16 protein-coding genes are annotated in these 20,873 nt (G+C 58.9%); 5 read left to right on the top strand and 11 right to left on the bottom strand.

The window, feature by feature from the left end:
* Window positions 1-217 precede the first annotated feature (217 nt).
* Entirely contained in the window at window positions 218-1,393 is a 1,176-nt protein-coding gene (gene dnaJ, locus ACZO0A_RS10640; protein ID WP_302376039.1) for a molecular chaperone DnaJ, read from the top strand.
* 143 nt (window positions 1,394-1,536) lie between these two features.
* Here the strand turns inward: dnaJ and ACZO0A_RS10635 are convergent, their stop codons facing one another.
* From ACZO0A_RS10635 to ACZO0A_RS10605, 7 genes are all read right to left on the bottom strand, one after another.
* Window positions 1,537-2,757 (bottom strand): hypothetical protein, encoded by a 1,221-nt coding sequence (locus ACZO0A_RS10635; RefSeq protein WP_302376038.1) that lies wholly within the window; start codon window positions 2,755-2,757, stop codon window positions 1,537-1,539.
* A 293-nt stretch (window positions 2,758-3,050) separates the two neighbouring features.
* Entirely contained in the window at window positions 3,051-4,454 is a 1,404-nt protein-coding gene (locus tag ACZO0A_RS10630; protein ID WP_215694541.1) for an NAD(P)/FAD-dependent oxidoreductase, read from the bottom strand.
* 168 nt (window positions 4,455-4,622) lie between these two features.
* Window positions 4,623-5,306, bottom strand: coding sequence for an HdeD family acid-resistance protein (locus ACZO0A_RS10625; RefSeq protein ID WP_302376037.1), 684 nt, complete (start codon window positions 5,304-5,306; stop codon window positions 4,623-4,625).
* Between the two features lie 22 nt (window positions 5,307-5,328).
* Entirely contained in the window at window positions 5,329-5,937 is a 609-nt protein-coding gene (locus ACZO0A_RS10620; RefSeq protein WP_215694537.1) for a cytidylate kinase-like family protein, read from the bottom strand.
* A gap of 200 nt (window positions 5,938-6,137) precedes the next feature.
* Window positions 6,138-7,031, bottom strand: coding sequence for an SPFH domain-containing protein (locus ACZO0A_RS10615; RefSeq protein WP_302376036.1), 894 nt, complete (start codon window positions 7,029-7,031; stop codon window positions 6,138-6,140).
* A 27-nt stretch (window positions 7,032-7,058) separates the two neighbouring features.
* Window positions 7,059-7,508, bottom strand: coding sequence for an NfeD family protein (locus ACZO0A_RS10610; RefSeq protein ID WP_215694535.1), 450 nt, complete (start codon window positions 7,506-7,508; stop codon window positions 7,059-7,061).
* A gap of 108 nt (window positions 7,509-7,616) precedes the next feature.
* The gene (locus tag ACZO0A_RS10605) at window positions 7,617-8,060 is read right to left on the bottom strand and encodes a 2-thiouracil desulfurase family protein (RefSeq protein WP_302376035.1); all 444 of its coding nucleotides are present in this window, start codon (window positions 8,058-8,060) and stop codon (window positions 7,617-7,619) included.
* Window positions 8,061-8,273: 213 nt separating this feature from the next.
* On the opposite strand from ACZO0A_RS10605, the gene ACZO0A_RS10600 reads away from it, so the two are divergent.
* Both ACZO0A_RS10600 and ACZO0A_RS10595 read left to right on the top strand, forming a co-directional pair.
* Window positions 8,274-9,431 carry an AI-2E family transporter gene (locus ACZO0A_RS10600; protein ID WP_302376034.1) on the top strand — a complete coding sequence of 386 codons (1,158 nt, stop codon included), beginning with the start codon at window positions 8,274-8,276 and terminating at the stop codon, window positions 9,429-9,431.
* A gap of 73 nt (window positions 9,432-9,504) precedes the next feature.
* Window positions 9,505-10,683 (top strand): AI-2E family transporter, encoded by a 1,179-nt coding sequence (locus ACZO0A_RS10595; protein WP_302376033.1) that lies wholly within the window; start codon window positions 9,505-9,507, stop codon window positions 10,681-10,683.
* Between the two features lie 136 nt (window positions 10,684-10,819).
* Here the strand turns inward: ACZO0A_RS10595 and mfd are convergent, their stop codons facing one another.
* The 4 genes from mfd to ACZO0A_RS10575 all read right to left on the bottom strand — a co-directional run bounded on the left by mfd (window position 10,820) and on the right by ACZO0A_RS10575 (window position 16,199).
* Window positions 10,820-14,260 (bottom strand): transcription-repair coupling factor, encoded by a 3,441-nt coding sequence (gene mfd, locus ACZO0A_RS10590; RefSeq protein ID WP_302376032.1) that lies wholly within the window; start codon window positions 14,258-14,260, stop codon window positions 10,820-10,822.
* A gap of 6 nt (window positions 14,261-14,266) precedes the next feature.
* Window positions 14,267-14,797, bottom strand: coding sequence for an SH3 domain-containing protein (locus ACZO0A_RS10585; protein WP_302376031.1), 531 nt, complete (start codon window positions 14,795-14,797; stop codon window positions 14,267-14,269).
* A gap of 14 nt (window positions 14,798-14,811) precedes the next feature.
* On the bottom strand, window positions 14,812-15,399 hold the full coding sequence (pth, locus tag ACZO0A_RS10580; protein ID WP_252261717.1) for an aminoacyl-tRNA hydrolase: 588 nt from the start codon (window positions 15,397-15,399) through the stop codon (window positions 14,812-14,814).
* A 65-nt stretch (window positions 15,400-15,464) separates the two neighbouring features.
* On the bottom strand, window positions 15,465-16,199 hold the full coding sequence (locus ACZO0A_RS10575) for a UDP-N-acetylglucosamine diphosphorylase (RefSeq protein WP_215694523.1): 735 nt from the start codon (window positions 16,197-16,199) through the stop codon (window positions 15,465-15,467).
* A 620-nt stretch (window positions 16,200-16,819) separates the two neighbouring features.
* On the opposite strand from ACZO0A_RS10575, the gene ppdK reads away from it, so the two are divergent.
* The gene (gene ppdK / locus ACZO0A_RS10570; RefSeq protein WP_302370675.1) at window positions 16,820-19,486 is read left to right on the top strand and encodes a pyruvate, phosphate dikinase; all 2,667 of its coding nucleotides are present in this window, start codon (window positions 16,820-16,822) and stop codon (window positions 19,484-19,486) included.
* 286 nt (window positions 19,487-19,772) lie between these two features.
* Window positions 19,773-20,663 (top strand): ParB/RepB/Spo0J family partition protein, encoded by an 891-nt coding sequence (locus tag ACZO0A_RS10565; protein ID WP_302376029.1) that lies wholly within the window; start codon window positions 19,773-19,775, stop codon window positions 20,661-20,663.
* The last annotated feature ends 210 nt before the right edge of the window (window positions 20,664-20,873 follow it).

Raw genomic sequence — 20,873 nt, 5'->3', positions numbered from 1 at the left:
TACCCCGGCGGCGGCCCTTGGGGGTTATAGAGAAAGTTAAAATAGAGCCTTCCCCCCTCGGGGGAAGGTGGCCGCAGGCCGGATGAGGGGCGGCGCTGCCGTGGCAGCCTGTTTATGGGCAATCGCCGGCAGTTCCCACCTTATCAGTCCGCTGCGCGGACAGCTTCCCCTCAGCGGGAAGCCTTTTCACAACCCATAAATAGAGGGGATAGATTCTATGGCAGAAAAACGTGATTACTACGAGGTGCTGGGGATCGGCAAAAACGCCACCGATGCCGAGATCAAAAGCGCCTACCGCAAGCTGGCCAAAAAGTACCACCCCGACTTGAACCCCGGCGATAAGGACGCCGAGGAAAAGTTCAAGGAGGTCAACGAGGCCAACGATGTTCTTTCCGACCCGGACAAGCGCAAGCGCTATGACCAGTTCGGTTTCGCTGGGGTCGATCCCAACTATGGGGCCGGCCAGCCCGGCGGCGGCTTCGGTGGCGGCTTTGGCGGCGGTTTCGGCGGCGGTGTTGACCTGGGCGATATCTTCGGCGATTTGTTCGGCGGCGGTGGCTTTGGCGGTTTCGGCGGTTCCAGCCGCGCCAACCCCAACGCCCCGCGCAAGGGCCACGATATCCAGGCCAACGTCATCCTGACCTTTGAGGAAGCGGCCCACGGCTGCGCCAAAAAGGTGACGCTGAACCGCCAGCAGACCTGCCCGGACTGCAACGGCAACGGCTGTGCCCCCGGCACCAGCCCCGAGACCTGCACCGAATGCGGCGGCCGCGGCTATGTCGTGACCCAGCAGCGCACGCCCTTTGGCGTGATGCAGAGCCAGCAGCCCTGCCCGCACTGCGGCGGCCGCGGCACCATCATCAAGAACCCCTGCAAGACCTGCCGCGGCACCGGTAAGACCAGCGCCCGCAAGACGCTGGAAGTCAAGATTCCCGCCGGTATCGACGACGACCAGAACATCGCACTGCGCGGCCAGGGCGACGCAGGCACCAACGGCGGCCCCGCCGGTGACGTGATCGTCCATGTGACGGTCAAGCCCGATGCCGTGTTTGAGCGCGACGGCTACGACGTTTACGTCCGCGTGCCCATTACCTACTCCCAGGCCGTCCTGGGCGCTGAAATTGAAGTGCCCACTGTGGACGGCAAGGTCGCCCAGAAGATTCCCGAGGGCACCCAGAGCGGCACGAAGTTCCGCCTGCGCGGCCAGGGCATCCAATATCTGAACGGCCGCGGCCGCGGTGACCAGTATGTCATCGTGGATGTGGAGATTCCCAAAAAGCTGAACCGCACCCAGCGCGAGGCCCTGAAGGCCTTTGAGGACAGCCTGAAGGACGAAAACTATGAGAAGCGCAAGAGCTTCTTCAAGAACCTGAAAGACCGGTTCATGTCCTGAATTTTATACAGCCCCGCCCCGGCAATGTTTTCCACATTGCCGGGGCGGGGCTGTATTTTATGAATGGCATGTTGTAGGGCGGCCAGTCCTCTGGCCGCCGCAGCTGCGCCCACCGTACCGTAACTTGTAGGGCGGGGCGCCCTTTACCCCACAAACTCCATCTCGGTATACTCGGTGCTGCCGTTCAAAAACGCGTCGGCGTCGATGGTGGCGTACCGGGTCATGTAGTCGTGGTCGAGATCATAGCCAATGTTCAACAAAATCCGTCCATCGTCCAGCATGGAAATCGGATAGTAGGACTCCACCCCGGCGGGCGGGTCCACCTGCGCAATCTGCGTGCCTTGCAGGTCGTATACTGTGAGGGTGCCCGGGTTGCTGCTCATTGCGAAAAGCCACTGAATCTCTCCGTTCTGGCGCAATTCGCGAAGCGACACATGGATCATAAGCCCTAAATCTTCCTGCGTGCCGTCGCTGCCCACACGGAGCACAGACATTTTAATGCCCTCCTCCTCCGACCGGGAGTGTTCGCCGGTGAAGTAGAAATCGTCTCCGGATTTCCCAAGGTAGGTGTAATAGACATAGCCGCTGCCGTCGTCTGCACCTTTATACGGAAACTCTGCAATTTTCGTGGCGGGCTTTCCGGTTGTGGCATCCGTCAGGTCGTACTCGAGCATAGAGTTTTGCAAAAAGGCGTCGGAAATTTCCGGGTCGCTCGTGAAGGGAACAGGGTGGTCTGAAATGAGCCGCGCGGTCACGGCAAAATCACCGGCGGCGTCCTGTGCGCCAGTTGTCTCGGCGGGCAAGTCCCAGGGCGCTGTCTCGCCGGTCTGCAAGTCAAGGCGGAACCCGCTTGCGGTATCATAGGGGGCATGACCGTCCATGCAATAAAAATAACGGTCGCTGTATAAGACAACGGTCGAGGCGTATGGGTCAAAGGGAATCTCGTGGGTTTTGGTGCCATCCGGCGACAGGGCAATGATTTTGTTGTCGCGGTCTCTGTTGTAGGTGAGCAGGTACACCGCGTCGCTCGTCACATAGGGGTCGGCGATGCAGCAGTCGTCGCAACTGTAAAACAGCGAAACCTGCCCGGCGTTCAGGTCGTTTTTGTAAACGTTCGTTCCGATGTGGTACAACTGGTCATTAAAGGCGGGCATGACATCATAGACAACATCCTGCGCATAGCGGTGGCTGTAAGTATAGAGTGGGCCGGTCTCAGCAGCAGCGGGCTTGCTTGTCGGTTCAGCGGTGATTTCCGGCATGGTGGTGGGTTCCGCGGCGGGCGTGGAATCCGCCACCGGGGTGCAGGCGGTCAGGGCGAACACGGCGGCGGTGACAAGCAGGGGCAGGCGGGTGTGGTTTTTCATGGGTGATAACTCCTTTCATTTGTGGTTTGTCGTCATTCTACACCCCAGTTGTGTCCTACTTGTCACACGGAGGGCGGTTTTTGAAAATTTTTTGGAAGAAAATAAAAAAATTGCGGTTATAAGGGTGGTAGGGCGGCCTGCCCCCAGGCTGCCGGGGCGTCGAGGACGCCGCCCCCTACAACCCAACTGCATCGTTTTTTGTAGGGGCGGATTCCATATCCGCCCGCAAATAGCCGCCCACATAAAAACAGGGGAGAGCACCCACGTCGGGCGCTCTCCCCTTATCGTATCCGTTAAAATCCGTGCTTCTCCATCAGCTTGCGGCCCATCAGGACGCCCATGACGGAGGCCATCATCAGGCCGCGCGTCCAGCCGGAGGAATCGCCCAGGCAGTGCAGACCCGCGATGTTCGTCTCCAAGTCGGTGTCCATCTTGACCTTGTTGGAGTAAAACTTCAGCTCGGGGCTGTACAGCAGCGTTTCGGGGCTGGCAAAACCGGGAACGACCTCGTCCATCATCTTGATGAACTCAATGATGTTGACCATGGCGCGGTAGGGCATGGCGGCGGTGATATCACCGGCCACAGCGTCCTTCAACGTCGGGCGGACGTTGGTGCGGGCCAGCTCTTTGGCCCAGGTGCGCTTGCCGTCCAGGATATCACCGTAGCGCTGCACCAGAATGTGGCCTGCGCCCAGCATGTTCGTCAGCTCGCCGACCTTCTGCGCGTAGGCGATGGGCTGGTTGAACGGCTCGGTAAAATTATGACTGACGAGGATCGCCAGGTTGGTGTTGTTGCTCTTCTTCTCTTTGAAGCTGTGGCCGTTGACGACTGCCAGATCATTGTCGTAGTTCTCCTGCGCGACAAAGCCGCCGGGGTTCTGGCAGAAGGTGCGCACCTTGTTGTGCCACGGGGCCGGGTAGCCGATCAGCTTGCCCTCGTACAGGACCTGATTAATCTTCTCCATGACCTCGTTGCGGCACTCGACGCGGACGCCGATGTCAACGGTGCCGGGCTTGTGGGCGATGTTGTGCTCGGCGCAGAGTTTCTCCAGCCAGTCCGCGCCGCGGCGGCCCGTGGCAATGACGACCTGCTTCGCCAGCACGTCGCGGGTGCCGTCCTTCTCGCGCAGGCGGACGCCCTTGCAGACGGAATCCTCCAGGATGATGTTCTCGCACTCGGTGTTGAACAGCATCTCGACGCCCGCGTCGGCCAGATAGTTCTGGATGTTTAAATAGAGCTGCTGGGCCTTCTCGGTGCCCAGATGGCGGATGGGGCAGTCAACCAGCTGCAGGCCCGCCTGGATGGCGCGCTTGCGGATGTCCTTGATATCGGGGCCTTCGTAGACGCCCTCAACCTTGGGGTCAGCGCCGAACTCAAGGTAGATTTTGTCGGTGTAGTCGATGAGTTCCTGGGCAAAATCCTCGCCGATCAGGTCGGGCAACTCGCCGCCGACCTGGTAGGACAGGGACAGCTTGCCGTCCGAGAATGCGCCCGCGCCGGAAAAGCCGGTGGTAATGGCACAGGTCGGCTTGCAGTTTACGCAGACGCCGGTTTTATCCTTGGGGCAGTGGCGCTTTTCCACAGGTTTGCCCTTTTCGACGAGCAGGATCTTGTGGGGGTTGCAGCTTTTGCGCAGCAGCTCCAGCGCGGTGAAAATACCGGCAGGGCCGGCGCCTACGATGATAAGGTCATACATGGATGGGGATTCTCTCCTTTAAAAATAACTCGCGAACGTTCGCGCGGGAAACAGAATAAGGGCAAACGGAGCTTGTAGGGGCGGATTCTATATCCGCCCGTGCCCGTTTGCTGATGGCACGGCGCTGCGGGCGCATATAGAATGCGCCCCTACGGTGTCACGGAACGGTTATTCACCGTCCTCCGACACATCCTTGCTCTCGGCGTTGTAGACGACGGGGCCGTCCATGGGAATACCGCTCTCGGCGGCTTCGGCTTCGTCCAGGGCGTCACCGATGGCGGACATGGCAGCGTTGGCGGCAGCAGTCGCCATGCGGTCCAGCGTGCGCAGCTCCATGGCAGCATACAGAATGCAACCTAAGTTCATCGCACCTTCGACGATCAGCAGAATACCGCACACCATCACGACGCTGACAGCCGCACCAAACGGATGCAGCACCAGCAGTATGCCCAGCGCAACAGAGACGATGCTGAGCAGCAGCAGCACCCACCATTTCTGTCCCTTGCGCTTGGCAAGGTCGATGGCGCTGCCGATGCGGCTCAAACCGTCCACAACGATGAAGATGCCGAACACGATGGGGAGAAAGCTCGCCACCACCTGCGGTTTCGCCAGCGTAAAGATGCCCAGCCCCGCCGTGATGACGCCGCCCACCAGCATGAACGGCGCAGTAAAGCCTGTGCCGCGGATGCGGGCGTACTGGATCAGGCAGACGATGCCGGTGATGAGCACGACGGCCCCGAAAGCGTAGCAGATCCAGAGCAGGCTGGTCTGGGGCATGATGAGCAGCATCATACCGATGACGATATAGGCGATGCTCAACAGCATCATTCCGCTTTTGACATAGCGCAGCATGGCGGGTGGCTCCTTCCGGTTTTTACTTGTTGGCCGCTTGCATGGCCTTGGCTGCCGCGACGATCAGGTCGGCGCAGGCTTCGCGGCCCAGGGTGGCATTCAAGCACAGGTCGTAGTTTTTGGCCTCGCCCCAGCGGTTCTCGGTGTAGTAGTTGTAGTAGCTCGCGCGGGCGCGGTCATGCTTGGCCAGCTGGGTCTCCCACAGGCGGTCGGGCATATCCTTGGCGTCGGGGCGGCTCTTGGCGAACCCGATGCGGGCATCCAGCGGCGCATAGACAAAGGTGCGCAGCACATTCGGGCGCTCCCGCAGGACATAGTCGCCGCAGCGGCCCAGAATGACGCAGGGACCCTGGGCGGCCAGTTCTTTAATGACGTTGCTCTGCAAAATATAGACCTGGTCGGCCAGGGGCATGGTGTTGCCCATCATGTACAGGCTGTAAATCAGGCTGCCGCTGCGCTGGTTCTCGCTGGCGGCGATGGCCTCCTCGGTCAGGCCGCTTTTTTTGGCGGCAAGGGTGATCAGCTCCTTATTGTACAGGGGGATACCCAGCTTATCTGCGACGGCCTGTGCGATTTCGCTGCCGCCGGATGCGTACTCACGCGCCATAGTAATGACCATAGGTTCCTTCATACTGATACACCTCACAATTATTTTTGTATAGTTTGCGCAAAATGGCATACTAATCTGCTTATATTATAACCTGATTTTGTGGAAAACGCAAGAAGATTTGGTGGGATTTTTACTGTGCAGGGCGGATGCGTGCATCGACCACCACAACAAAAACTGCCCGCGGCAGAACACCGCGGGCAGGGAAAACAGAATGCTGAATTTTATTTGGTCACTTCGCCGGAAATCTCCTTGATGGCGGAGACGGTGGCGGCCAGGTTCTGCATATCGCTGGGCACGATCAGCTTCGTGGCCTTGCCGTCGGCAACCTTCTCCATGGCTTCCATGCTGCGCAGGGCCAGGTAGTTGTGGTTGGGGTTCGCCTCGTTGATCATGCGGATGGCGTCGGCCTGGGCTTTCTGCACGGTCAGCAGGGCCTCGGCTTCACCTTCGGCCTCGCGGATGCGCTGCTGCTTGACAGCCTCGGCGCGCAGGATGGCGGACTCCTTTTCGCCCTCGGCGCGGGTGATGGCGGCCTGCTTTTCGCCCTCGGCCAGCAGGATCGAGGCGCGCTTCTCGCGGTCGGCCTTCATCTGCTTTTCCATAGCCTGGCGGATTTCCACCGGAGGCTCGATGTTTTTCAGCTCAACGCGGTTGACCTTGATGCCCCAGCGGTCGGTGGCTTCGTCCAGGCTGGCGGTGATCTTTGTGTTGATGAGGTCGCGGCTGGTCAGTGTCTCGTCCAGCGTCATCGAGCCGATGATGTCACGCAGAGTCGTGGCGGACAGGTTCTCGATGGCCTGGATCGGGCGGTTGACGCCGTAGGCGTACATCTTGGCGTCAAACACCTGGAAGAAAACGACGGTGTCGATCATCATGGTAACGTTGTCGCGGGTGATGACGGGCTGCGGGGGGAAGTCGGCGGCTTCCTCCTTCAGGGAGACTTTGCGGGAGATGCGCTCAACAAACGGCGTGCGGATGTGCAGACCCGCGCCCCAGGTGTCCTTATAGACGCCGAGCCACTCGGTGACATAGGCGTTGGACTGGGGAACAATGACGATGCAGCGCACCAAAACTACCAGAATAATAATCAGCAGAATGGCAAAAATCAACAGCATGGGGATTCCTCCTTTTTCTTTTGGAACTTACTCTGCGGCCGCGTTGACGGTCACAGGGACTACGATGAGAATGGCACCGTCCACGGCCACGACCTTGCAGCGCTCGCCTTTTGGCAGCGGCGTTTCGGCGCGGGCCTGCCAATCCAGGCCGTCCACCCGCACGCGGCCGAGGGTGCCCGGCTCAATATCCACCAGCACAACGCCCTGTTTGCCGATGGTCAGCGGGGAACCGTTGGTGACAGGGGCTTTGTGCTCACCTCGGCGGCTGGCAAGGGTGGGAATCATCAGCGCCAGCGTAATGGCCGATACGACGGCAAAAACAAGCGCCTGCCAGCCGAAGCCAATGTTGAAAAAGCTCGCTGCCATGGCCGCTGCCGCGCCCACCGCGAACCACACCGACACAAGGGCAGTGGTGGCGGCTTCCACGGCGATAAAAGCAACAATGGCGACAAGCCAGAGGATCGTATCAAACCACATGGCGGTACTCCTTTCGGCAGGGAAAATGTATTTATCACTACTTTAACATTCTGCCGCTGCGCTGTCAAGAATTAGTTGCGGGATAAAAATGTAAATGGTTGCGCAAGACTATACATAACGCAATAATTCACTGAAATTATCCTCGTTGTAAACGCAAAGCCCGTGCGCTTGCAGCAATTCCGCCGTCACCCCATTCCCGGCAATTTTGCGGTGCCGGAATGTGCCGTCGTAGATCGTGCCGCAGCCGCAGCTGGGGCTGTTGGCTTTTAAGATGGCCGCCTCGCACTCGGTCAGCCGGGCCAGCTGCAAGGCGGCCTCGGCACCGCGCTGATATTGCGCAGTCACGTCAGTGCCGGTTTCGGTCAGCACGCAGTCCCCGGTGCGCTCGGCCGGCGGGCGCGGCGTGGGCAGGCCGCCGTAGACCTCGGGGCAGATGGGGATAAAGGTATGGCCGCTGTGCTGCACGGCATTCAGCAGGGCGGGGCAGACGTTGTCGCCGCCGGAATATTTACAGGCGACGCCCAGCAGACAGGCGCTGACGAGGATTTTCATGAAAACCACCGACTTTCCGTAAATTGTGCGGTACAACCAGTGTAGCATAAAAGGAAAGAAACCACAATGAAAAAATATTTTGACCGCCCACCCATGGACACATATAATTAACAGGTTAGCTCTTGCAATGTATGCCCGCAGCGCTTACAATACTACTAACTTTCCGTAAATTGTGCGGTAAACCCAGTGCAGCATAAAAGAGGAGGAACCACAATGAAAAAATATTTTGACCGCCCGCCGAGCACGATGGGGGATTGGCTGGTGCTGGCGGCGGGGACGGCGCTGCTGTTTGCCGCTGTGGCACGGCTGCCCGCGGCCCTGATGGCGCTGGGCGGTCTGCTGGCGCTGCTGGCACCCTTCGGCTGGGGGCTGGTGCTGGCCTACGTGCTCGACATACCTACGCGCTTTTTTGCACAAAAACTGTTTGGCGGGCGGCGCGGCTGGGCGATGGGGGCCAGCTACGCGCTGTTCTTCGGCGTGCTGGCATTGCTGGCGGCGTTGGTCGTGCCCCAGCTGGTGCAAAGCATCACCGCCTTTGCCGGACGGTTGGCCGCCTATGAGAAAACCATCCGCCAACTCTTGCTCTGGGTGCAGGCGACCTTCGGCATCGACATGGCCACGGCGGAACAGCTGGTGCAGGCCGTGGGGAGTGAGCTGCAAGGCTGGTTCGCGTCGCTCTCCCGCCAGGCGGCCCAGGCGGCGGCCCGCGCGGCGGGGGATGCTGCAGGCGCCGCCGCCAATGCCTTTGTGGCGCTGGCGGTCAGTATCTACCTGCTCTCCGGCAAAGAAAATCTGCTGCACGCCGCGCACACCTGCCTGCGGGCAGCGCTGCCGCCCCGGGCAGCGGGCAGTGTGCTGGCTGTCTGCACACTGGCAAACCGGATCTTCAGCGGCTACCTGGGCGGGCAGCTTGTGGATGCCCTGCTGGTGGGCGGGGAAACCTTCGCCCTCATGTCGATTTTTGGGCTGGAGTACGCCCCGTTGCTGGCAGTGCTGGTGGGCGTGACGAACATTGTGCCGGTGCTGGGGCCGTTCCTCGGCGCGGTGCCGGGCATCGTCATCCTGCTGCTGGAATCGCCCTGGAAAGCGGCAGAATTTGCCATCATCATTTTGGTAGTGCAGCAGGTGGACGGCAACTTCATTGCGCCGCGCATCCTGGGCGGGGCCACCGGCCTGCCGGGGCTGGGTGTGCTGCTTGCCATTGTGGTGGGCGGTGCTTGGTTTGGCATCCCGGGCATGGCGCTGGGCGTGCCCACGCTGGCCGTGGTGGCGGCACTGCTCAAGCAGGCGGTGGGGGCCGGGCTGGCAGCCCGCGGCCTGGACGCAGATGCCCTCGACCGGGATTTCCCGCCCATGGACACACAAAATTAACAGGTTATCTCTTGCAATGTACGCCCGCAGCGCTTACAATACTACTAATATGGTATAAAAAGGGGCGGAGCGCTTGAAAGACGAACATATCTGGTCCAAAAAGCCGGAGACGATATTGGATTGGTTCTGCGTGGTCGGGGCCTGTATCGCATTTTATCTGATTTTAAACAACCTCGGGTATTTCCTGAGCAAAATCGGCTTCTTTATCGGGATTCTGTCGCCGTTTGCGGGCGGCGTGGTCATTGCCTACATCCTGGATCCGATGGTGAAATTCTTTTACCACAAGCTGTTCAAGGAAAAAAACAAGACACGCGGCATTGCTATTCTGATGGCCTATGCCGTGGCGATCCTGTTGATCGTGCTGCTGGCATGGCTGGTCATCCCGCAGATCGTGAACAGTATCGTCATGCTGTTTACGAACTTCCCCAGCTACATACAGGGCGTGCAGGATCTACTGGTCATGATGCAGGATCGCTACGGCATCGACTTGCAGCAGGCTATCAAAATGCTGGACGATTCTGAGGCCATGGTCAAGGAAGTGTACAGCCTGGCGACCGCCGCCATGCCGCAGATCGTGGACAGCATCGGCAGCGTGGCGTCCAACTTTGTTGGCATCTTTACTTCGGTGGCGGCCAGTATCTATATGTTGGCGGATAAAGAGCATCTGCTCCACCAGCTGCGCACGCTGACCCACGCCTTTTTGCCGGAGAAAGCGGCTGACAATACGCTGCGCATCTGCCATTACGCCAACGTGAACTTTACCGGGTTCTTCGTCGGCAAGATCATCGACTCGGCCATCATCGGCGTCATCACCTTTGTGGCAATGACGATCCTGCGGCTGGACTTTGCACTGCTCATCAGTGTGTTTATCGGCATCACGAACATCATCCCGGTGTTCGGCCCCTTCATCGGCGCAATTCCCAGCATCTTTATCCTGCTGCTGGTCGACCCCATCCAGGCGGTTATTTTCGGTGTGCTCATCCTTGTCATCCAGCAGTTGGACGGCAACTTCATCGGCCCGAAGATCTTAGGCTCGTCCATCGGTATTTCTGCCCTGTGGATTTTGTTCTCCATTGTGGTGGGCGGCGATTTGTTCGGCATCGTCGGTATGGTCGTCGGTGTGCCGGTGTTCGCCACGCTCTACGGCCTGGCCCAGGAGTTTGTGCATTACACGCTGGATAAGCGAGGCATCGACGCTGAGGGCAACCCAAGGGAACAAACGGCCGAGGATAAGGAAAACGTGTTTGAGTAAAGGGGCTTTGCCCGCTTGCCGCAAAAAATAAGCCACGGTTTACAGAACGACCCTGTAAACCGTGGCTATTTCTATTTTGTTTAAAATTCTTTTCGGTTCTTTTTCTTTTAAGAAAAGGAATAAAACCCCCGTAAACTCATGCCCCCGGCAGCAGCGTGACCACATCCCGCAGCAGTACCAGCGGATTCTCGCCCTTCTGGACACGCAGGCTGAAATAGGGGCGGCCCAGGGCGTTGTACAGGACCCGGTGCGGGTACTGCGCCATGACCTGCTCCAACTGGCGCGAACCGACGATATCACTATACAAGATCAGCTGGTCGCCGCGCTGTACGATCTCCGCAATGCCCACGCGGGCCGCCGTCACGCGGATGAGGGATACATCCACCAACCCCTGCACGCTCTTGGGCGGGCTGCCGTAACGGTCGATGAGTTCGTCCAGCACATCCTCTGCGTCGGTGGTCGTCTCGATGGCCGCAATGCGCTTGTAGGCCTCGATGCGCCCGGCGGCGTCCGGAATGTAGTCCTCCGGCAGGAAGGCGTCCACCGTGATATCCACAAGGCAGTCGCTCTTGTCCGGGGCCGGGGCCTCGCCGCGGGCCGTAGCAATGGCCTGGCCCAGCATCTTCACGTACAGATCGTAGCCCACGGCCTCCATATGGCCGTGCTGGCTGTGGCCCAAAAGGCTGCCCGCACCGCGTATCTGCAAATCGCGCATGGCGATACGGAAGCCCGAGCCGAAGGAGGTGAACTCCCGGATGGCCGAAAGCCGCTTGGCGGCAATTTCTGTCAGCACTTTATCGCGTGTAAACGTGAAATACGCATACGCCTTGCGGGAGGAACGCCCCACGCGGCCGCGTATCTGGTACAGCTGCGACAGGCCCATCCGGTCTGCATTCTCGATGATCAGCGTGTTGCAGTTGCGCACATCGACGCCGGTCTCGATCAGCGTCGTGCAGACAAGAACATCGATCTCATTGTCCAGTAATTGCTGCCACACCGACGAAATCTGTTCTTCCGTCATCTTGCCGTGGGCAATGCCGATGCGCGCACCCGGTATCAGCTTGCCGATGCGGGCCGCGCACTCGTCGATGGTATCCACACGGTTGTGCAGGTAGTAGACCTGCCCGCCGCGGGCCAGCTCCTTGCGAATGGCTTCCGAGACGATGCCCTCGTCGTATTCCAGCACATAAGTCTCGATGGGCTGACGCTCGAACGGCGGCTGTTCAATCGTGGACATATCGCGGATGCCGGACAGCGCCATGTTCAGCGTGCGGGGGATCGGCGTGGCCGACAGGGTCAGCATATCGACACCGATGAAGTTTTCTTTGAGCTTCTCTTTATGCTTGACGCCGAAGCGCTGCTCCTCGTCGATGATGACAAGGCCCAGATCGTGGAACTTTACATCGTTGGACAGCAGCCGGTGCGTGCCCACAACGATATCCACCGTGCCGTCTTTTAAACCGCGCAGCGTCTCTTTTTGCTCCTTCGGCGTGCGGTAGCGGGACAACAGCCCGATGCGGATGGGGAAGGACTCCATCCGGGTCAGCGCCGTGTTAAAGTGCTGCCACGCCAAAATTGTGGTGGGGGCAAGGATGGCGCACTGCTTGCCGCCCATCACGCACTTGAACGCCGCCCGCAGCGCAACCTCGGTTTTGCCGACGCCGACATCGCCGCAGAGCAGGCGGTCCATCGGCCACGGCTCCTCCATATCGTGCTTGATGTCCGCCGCGCAGGTCAGCTGGTCGGGCGTTTCCTCGTAGGCGAAGCGCTGTTCAAAATCGCCCTGCCAGGTGTCGTCGGAGGGGAAGGCGTAGCCGTGGGCCTGCTTGCGGCGGGCGTACAACTCAATCAGCTCTTTCGCCATCAGCTCCGTGGCGGCCTTGACCTTTTTGCGGGTCTTGGCCCAGTCATTGCCGCCCAGGCGGCTCAACCTCACATTGTCGCTGTCGCCCGGCGCGGTGTAGCGGGACAGCAGATCCAGCTGGGTAACAGGCACATAGAGCACGTCCTTTTTGTCGTACTCAATGCGCAGATAATCTTTGGTGACGCCCTGCACGGCCATCCGCTGGATGCCCGCATATCGGCCAATGCCGTGGTTCTGGTGTACGACCAGGTCGCCCACCGAGATTTCGCTCAGACTGTTCAGCGCATCTTTGCTGCGCTTTTTCTTTTTCTGTGCGCCGCTCACGCCGAAGGCCCGCGCCGTGAAGAGCGCGAACTTGGCAAAGGGCAGGCTGCACCCGGCGGAGAGCTGCCCCGGCAGGATCTGCACCATCCCGGCGGATGGCTCGGCCTCCGCGTCGGTGGTGACGTTCAGCCCCTTGGTGCGCAGGTCCGCTGCCAGGCCCGCCGCCGCGCGGGGCGTGCCAGCCATGATCGTGACTGCCGCGCCGCCGCTGCAAAGCGGCTGGATGTCCTCCAGCAGTGCTGCGACCTCGCCGCCCCAGGTGGGCAGCGTGTGGGCGGGTGCGTTGACGATGGCTTTCAAGGGCACATCGGGCATACTGCGGGCAAAATTCTCGGCACAGAGCGTACGGTGGGTGCTCGTCTGCGCCCAGAGCCAGCTGCTCTCGGCGTAGAGCTTATCCAGCCCGGGGGCCAGCACGCCGTCCTCCAGCAGGGCGGAAAGCTCCTCGCTGCGGCGGTAGGCGGTGGCACGTTCGGCCTCCCGCAGGGACGCGGGCTCTTCCAGAATCAGAAGCGGGTCGTCGAAATAGTCTAAAATCGTTGCAGGCTCAGGGTAGCGCAGCGACAGATATTTGTCCATGTTCACCGGCATCGCGCCGCCGTCCAGCTGGGCCAGGTCGCTGGCCGTGCAGCTTTCCAGGGCGGTGCGCCGCTTGCCGCGGGCTTTTTTGATGGCTGCGCGGATCAGCTCGGCGGCCTCGCCGGGCAAACCGAACAGTACCTCCCGGGCGGGGGAGACGTAGATTTTTTCGATTGGTTCATCCCGGCGCTGGGTGGCCAGGTCAAAGCTGTGCATCGTGTCGATCTCGTCGCCCCAGAACTCGAGACGCGCGGGCTGTTTCATGTCGGGCGCGTAGATATCCACAATGTCGCCGCGGATGGAAAACTGGCCCGGCCCATCCACCTGGTCGCGCCGGGTGTAGCCTGCGCCGTAGAGCAGCGCCGTCAGGTCGGCGCGGGGCAGGGTATCGCCGGGGTGCAGCGTGCGGGTGTTGGCGCAGAACTCGGCCCGGGGCGTCGTGTACTGGGTCAGCCCCTCGTCCGGCACACAGACGGCCTGCAGACGGCCGCCGACCAGATCACCCAGCACGGCCAGGCGGCGGTACTCGTACTCGCGGGCTGTACCCTCAATGGGGCGCAGAACATAGTCGCGGGCGGGGAACACCGCCGCCGCCACGCCCAGCGCGTTCAGGTCGCCCGCAAAGCGGGTGGCCTCGGTCTCGCCGGGAGTCACGATGCAGAGCGGCCTGTCCAGTGCCTGGGAAAGCGCGGCGTAGACCAGCGCCCGCCCTGCCCCGGGAATGCCAAATAAGGCGCAAGCCCCCGGTCCCCCGAGCGCCTGCGCCAGTTTTGCGTATTCTTCGGTTTTGGTAAAAAGTGCGTTGAACATAGCTTATCAGCTCAAAAATTCGGTCTTGAGCCAGCCGTATTTGCCGTCGTAGTTGACCACGACCCAGCTGCCGTCCTCGTTGGTGCCCAGGGCGGTCACGCCGGTCCCGGCGGGCACGCTGGTCACTTTGTCGTAGTCGGTGCCGGGGCCTGCACGCAGGTTCATGCCGGAATCACCGGGGGTGGTGTAGCTGGGCTGCTCGCCCTCATTGTAATAGGTGGTGGGCTGCACGCTCAGGCCGTCAAAGGTGGGCACGGGGGTCGGCTCCGGCTCGGCGGGCTGCTCTTCGGCAGGCTGCTCCTCGGCAGGGGGTTCGGCGGTGTCGCCGGTGGCCTCTGCGGTGAAGCTGTCGGCAGTCGGGTCATTCACGCCTGCTGCGGCAGAGGTGGTGTCGCTCGTCGCAGGGGCCGCGTCACCGCTGTCGGTCTTGCCGTCAAAAGTGCCGGTGAGCAGCAGCACGCTGAAAATGATGCTGGCAACCAGGGCCACCGCACAGATGGCCAGGCGGGTCATGGCTTTTTTGCGTAATTCACTCATGGTTAAACGTCCCCTTAGTGGTTGAACTTGTTTTGGGCGTACTGCAAATTGCCGTCCATCAGTAGTTTGCAGGCGTCCTCAATGTCCGGGTAGCGGTCGGTCATGGCTTTGCGGTCCGCGGGGGGCAGCTTGCCCAGCACCCAGGCGGCCAGATCGTACTGCGGGTTTGGCTTGGCCCCGATGCCGATGCGGATACGGTTGAAGTTCTCGGTGTCCAGGCTGGCGATGATGCTTTTCAGCCCATTGTGCCCGCCCGCCGAGCCGTGGGGCCGGATGCGCAGATGCCCCGGCTCCTGGGTGATATCGTCACACAGGACGATGACGTGGTCGGCGGGGATTTTGTAAAAGTTTGCGGCGGGGGCAATGCTCTGGCCGCTGAGGTTCATATAGGTCAGCGGTTTGAGCAGCACGACCTTGTGCTGCCCCACCTGAGCGGTGCCGTACAGGCCCTGCCACTTGGCTTTTGTGATGCTGCACCCCCACTGAGCGGCCAGATAATCCAGCGCTTCAAACCCGGCGTTGTGGCGTGTGCCGTCGTATTTCGGTTCGGGGTTGCCCAGCCCGGCAATCAGCCAGTCTGCCCCGGAGGTCATTCCTAACATAGTGTGTCCTTTGTCGTGTTGATACGCTTTGCCGCGGGGCGTCGAGGACGCTGCCCCCTGCAATATTATTTCGCTTTCTTTTCCGCTTCCAGCTTCTGCTTTTTGGCGATGTACTTTTCCAGCTTCTTCTCGCCCCAGCCCTCGATCTCGGCCTGCTTGGCGCGCTCAATGCTCAACGCACCGGCGGGCACGTCGTGGCCGATGGTGGAACCGGCGGCGGTGAAGGCGTGGTCGCCCACCGTGACCGGCGCGACAAGGTTCGTGTTGCAGCCGATGAAGGCATAGTCGCCGATGGTGGTGTGGAACTTGCCCTCGCCATCATAGTTGCAGGTGACGGTGCCGCAGCCGAAGTTGCAGTACTTGCCCACGGTGGCGTCGCCGATGTAGGTCAGGTGGCTGACGGTGTTGCCCTCGGCAAAGTCGGCGTTCTTCGTCTCGACATAGGCGCCCAGGTGGCAGCCTTCGGCAGTCTTGGTGCCGGTGCGTACATGGGTGAAGGGCCCGATCTTGTTGTTGGGGCCGATGTGGCTGTCATAGCACTGGCTGGCGTTGATGGTGGAGCCTGCGTCCACGACGGTATTCTCCAGCAGGGTGTTGGGGCCGATGACGCAGTCCGCGTCAATGACGGTCTTGCCGCGCAGGATGCAGCCGGGCAGGATGGTGGCACCAGGGGCAATGACGACCTCCGGCTCAATATAGACATCGCGGCTGATGAAATTCACGCCGTTATCCAGGTGGCGCTCAAAGGTGGCAGCGTAGCGCTGCTGCGTCAGTTCAAATTTCTCTTTTGCGGTAGACATGAGCATCTTCCTTTATATACGGTTTGCAGTCAGGGGCGGGCCGCTGTGCCCGCGAAACTCTGATACCCATATATTGTATAACACCCGGCGGATTTTAGCAAGCCGAAAAACGCCTTTCGACGCAATTTCCCAGAAAAAGTTCTGTGAAAGGGAAAGAATCATGAAAAAGTACATCTTTTTCATAAGAAAATTTATTATGCTTTGCAGCGGGAAATGTTATACTGTAGCCGTAAGATGCAATAGAAGAAGGAGAGAACCCCCATGAAACCCCGAAACACCCTGATGCAGAAAATCGCAGCGCTGGCCCTGGCCGGTATGGCGGTAACATACTACAAAAAGAAAACCAGATGAAAAAAGGGAACGGACACCGCATCCGTTCCCTTTTGTATTTACCACAAAAACAAGGAATTGAAAAATATTTCAAACTTCCCACCCATTATAGCTTACACTATTTTTGTGCAAATTGCAATAGGCAAACCGAAAAAGTTTGTCTACTTTTCGGCGAAACTATTGAGCATTTTTTTAACAATCTACTGGAAATCTGTCTTTCGGTCTGTTATAATGGACTATGCAAACATGATTTATGTGATGCAAACACGTCACCAATTTGGGAGGTAACTATGAGCAAGAAATTCTTGTACCTGTTCAAAGAGGGCCACGACGCCTTCGGCGGCGACCAGACCACCATGAAGAACACTCTGGGTGGTAAGGGCGCCGGCCTGGCCGAGATGACCCACGCCGGTATGCCGGTTCCGCAGGGCTTCACCATCACCACCGAGGCCTGCACCCAGTACTACGCCGACAACCGCGAAATCAACGATGAGATCAAGGCGGATATCTTCAAATACATGGGCATCCTTGAGGAGCAGACCGGTAAGACCTTCGGCTCCATCGAGAACCCCCTGCTGGTTTCCGTCCGTTCCGGCGCACGTCAGTCCATGCCCGGCATGATGGACACCATCCTGAACCTGGGCCTGAACGACCAGGCTGTTGAAGGCCTGGCCAAGAAGACCAACAACCCCCGCTTTGCATATGACTGCTACCGCCGCTTCATCCAGATGTACTCTGACGTCGTCATGGAGCTGGGCAAGAGCTTCTTTGAGGAGCGCATCGACGCCATGAAGGAGCGCAAGGGCGTGAAGCAGGACGTTGAGCTGGACGCCAACGACCTGAAGGAACTGGTCAAGGAATTCAAGCAGATTTACCTGGAGAAGCAGGGCGAAGAGTTCCCCCAGGACCCCAAAGAGCAGCTGATCGGCGCTGTCAAGGCCGTCTTCCGTTCTTGGGACAACCCCCGCGCCAACGTTTATCGTAAGATGAACGAGATCCCCTACGAGTGGGGCACCGCTGTCAACGTGCAGCAGATGGCCTTCGGTAACTCCGGTATGCGTTCCGGCACCGGCGTTGCCTTCACCCGTAACCCCGCCACCGGCGAGAAGAAGCTGATGGGCGAGTACCTGATCAATGCCCAGGGCGAGGATGTCGTCGCTGGTATCCGTACTCCCTCTCCCATCAGCAAGCTGCATGAGGAGATGCCCGAGGTCTACGATCAGTTCGTTGAGATCGCAACCCGCCTCGAGAACTACTACAAGGATATGCAGGACATGGAGTTCACCATCGAGGATGGCAAGCTCTTCATGCTGCAGACCCGTAACGGCAAGCGTACCGCCCAGGCCGCTCTGCAGATTGCCTGCGACCTGGTCGACGAGGGCGTTATCGACGAAAAGACCGCTGTTCTGCGCGTCGAGCCCAAGCAGCTGGACACCCTGCTGCACCCGCAGTTTGACGCTGCTGCTCTGAAGGCTGCCGAGGCTATCGGCAAAGGCCTGGCTGCTTCTCCGGGATCTGCCTGCGGCCGCGTTGTCTTCTCTGCTGAGGATGCAGAGGAGAAGGTCAAGGACGACGCTTGGAAGAAGGTCGTTCTGGTCCGTCTCGAGACCTCTCCCGAGGATATCGTCGGTATGCAGGTTTCTCAGGGCATCCTGACCGTCCGCGGCGGTATGACCAGCCACGCTGCTGTTGTCGCCCGCGGCATGGGCACCTGCTGCGTCTCCGGCTGCGGCAATGACAACGACGTCGCCATCGACTACGACGCCAAGGTCATCACCATCAACGGCCACACCTTCCATGAGGGTGACTGGATGAGCATTGACGGCTCCACCGGCAACATCTACGAGGGCCAGATTGCTACCGTCGCTTCCACCGAGAACGCTAACTTCAAGCGCTTCATGGGCTGGGCTGACGCCAACCGCCAGATGAAGGTCATGACCAACGCCGACAACCCGCGCGACGCCCAGAACGCCGTTGACATGGGTGCTGAGGGCATCGGTCTGTGCCGTACCGAGCATATGTTCTTCGCCGAGGACCGCATCGCCGCTGTCCGTGAGATGATCTGCGCCCGTACCGTTGAGGAGCGCAAGACCGCTCTGGCCAAGGTTGAGCCGTTCCAGGAGGCCGACTTCACCGCTATGTACCGCATCATGGGCGACCGTCCGATGACCATTCGTTATCTGGATCCGCCGCTGCATGAGTTCCTGCCCACCAAGCCCGAGGACATCGCTGCTCTGGCCAAGGATATGGGCATGACCACCGATGAGCTGAACAATGTCGTTGTCAGCCTGCACGAGTTCAACCCCATGATGGGCCACCGTGGCTGCCGTTTGGCCGTCACCTACCCGGAGATCGCCGAGATGCAGACCAATGCTGTCATCAAGGCTGCCCTGAAGGTTTCTGCCGAGACTGGCAAGATGATCACCCCGCACATCATGGTTCCTCTGGTTGGCGAGGTCAAGGAGCTGAAGTACGTCAAGGACGTCATCGTCAAGACTGCTGATGCCCTGATCGCTGCCGCTGGCGTCGACATGAAGTACGAGGTCGGCACCATGATCGAGATTCCTCGCGCTGCCCTGACCGCAGGCGAGATCGCCAAGGAAGCTGATTTCTTCAGCTTCGGCACCAACGACCTGACCCAGATGACCTTCGGCTTCAGCCGTGACGACGCTGCCAAGTTCCTGACTGCTTATTACGACAACAAGATCTACGAGAGCGATCCGTTCCAGCATCTGGATCAGATCGGCGTCGGCAAGCTGGTCAAGATGGCTGCTGCTGATGGCCGCGCCACCAACCCGAACTTGGGTCTGGGCATCTGCGGCGAGCACGGCGGCGACCCCAGCAGTGTTGAGTTCTGCCACAATGTTGGTCTGGACTACGTCAGCTGCTCTCCCTACCGTGTTCCCATCGCCCGCCTGGCCGCTGCGCAGGCAGCAATTAAAAATCCACGTTCTTGAATCACGTAGATTTTTACAATTAAATGTGGATTACGATAAGGCTCGTTCTTATCGAAATTCGCGTGGCTGCGTGCTTTGGCCGAAGCAATGGAAAGACCTGACGGTTAAGGTCGTTCTATAAATCATAGCAAGCCCCTAATCGCTGTACTACAGTGATTAGGGGCTTTTTTTATGCAAAAATGCCCTTTGGGTACATTTTCGGCAAAAAGTATACGATTTTTGGGTACATTTTTGGGGTCAAATCGGGGTACTTAAGAGCCATCTAAAAACCGCAGGAGTACGCAGTATGACAAAGAAAACATCGCCTGCTTACAGAGCAAGCAAAGAGGAAACTATTCCAATAAATAAGTTGCATCCATTCTCCAATCATCCGTTCCATATCCGACATGATCTGGAATTCAGTGAATTGGTAGACAGCATTTCAGAGAGTGGCATCATTACGCCCATCATCGTCAGACCAAAGGTTGGTGTCGGCTATGAAGTGATAAGCGGACATCGCCGATGGGAGGCTTGTAAGGAACTCGGCATCGAAAGCATCCCTGCTAGAGTGGAATACATAGACGATGACGAAGCCACGATCCTGATGGTCAACAGCAATATCCAGCGTGAGCATGTGTTGCCAAGTGAGAAGGCGTTTGCTTATAAAATGCGCATGGAAGCGATGAAACATCAAGGAAAATCAACTTCGTCCCAACTTGGGACAAAGTTGAGAACACTTGATGCTATGGGTAAAGAAGTTGATGAAAGCCGTAATCAAATACATCGTTACATTCGTTTGACGTATCTAATTCCATCCATCTTGCAAATGGTCGATGACGGTCGCATCGCATTCAACCCAGCGGTCGAAATCTCCTATATGACAGAGGAACACCAGACATGGCTCAAAGAAGAAATGGATATGTGTGATGCTACACCGTCTTTGGTTCAGTCTCGGACGCTAAAGGATATGAGCCGAAATGGAACGCTGACGGAGAATTACCTGCATACCCTGCTGACAGAAGAAAAGCCGAATCAGCGACAGAAATTCTTCCTAAATCAGTCTGATGTGCAGCAGTACTTCCCATCCAGCTATACACCGCAGCAGATGCAGAATGTCATCATTTCATTGCTGCGGAATTGGGAGCATAAGCGCTCCAGCCGCCAGCGCCCACAGCGTGAGGACGAACTGGAAAGATAAATCAAGAGTACAATATGTAATAGCTTACGAAATGTAGTTTTGTGGGCTTGCTAAACTGCACCCATTTTTAGGCAGGAGAAGCGAGATGCAATACGAATATTTTTACGGCGCTCAAGCCGAGCAGTTCTCTTTTTACCGCATACCCAAAGCGCTATTTACAGAGCCGAACTTCAGGGAGCTGTCCACCGATGCCAAGGTACTGTATGGGAT

Source organism: Gemmiger sp. (assembly GCF_057431175.1).
Note: the sequence above shows the minus strand (reverse complement) of the source record. Positions and strands in the feature narration are given on the sequence as shown.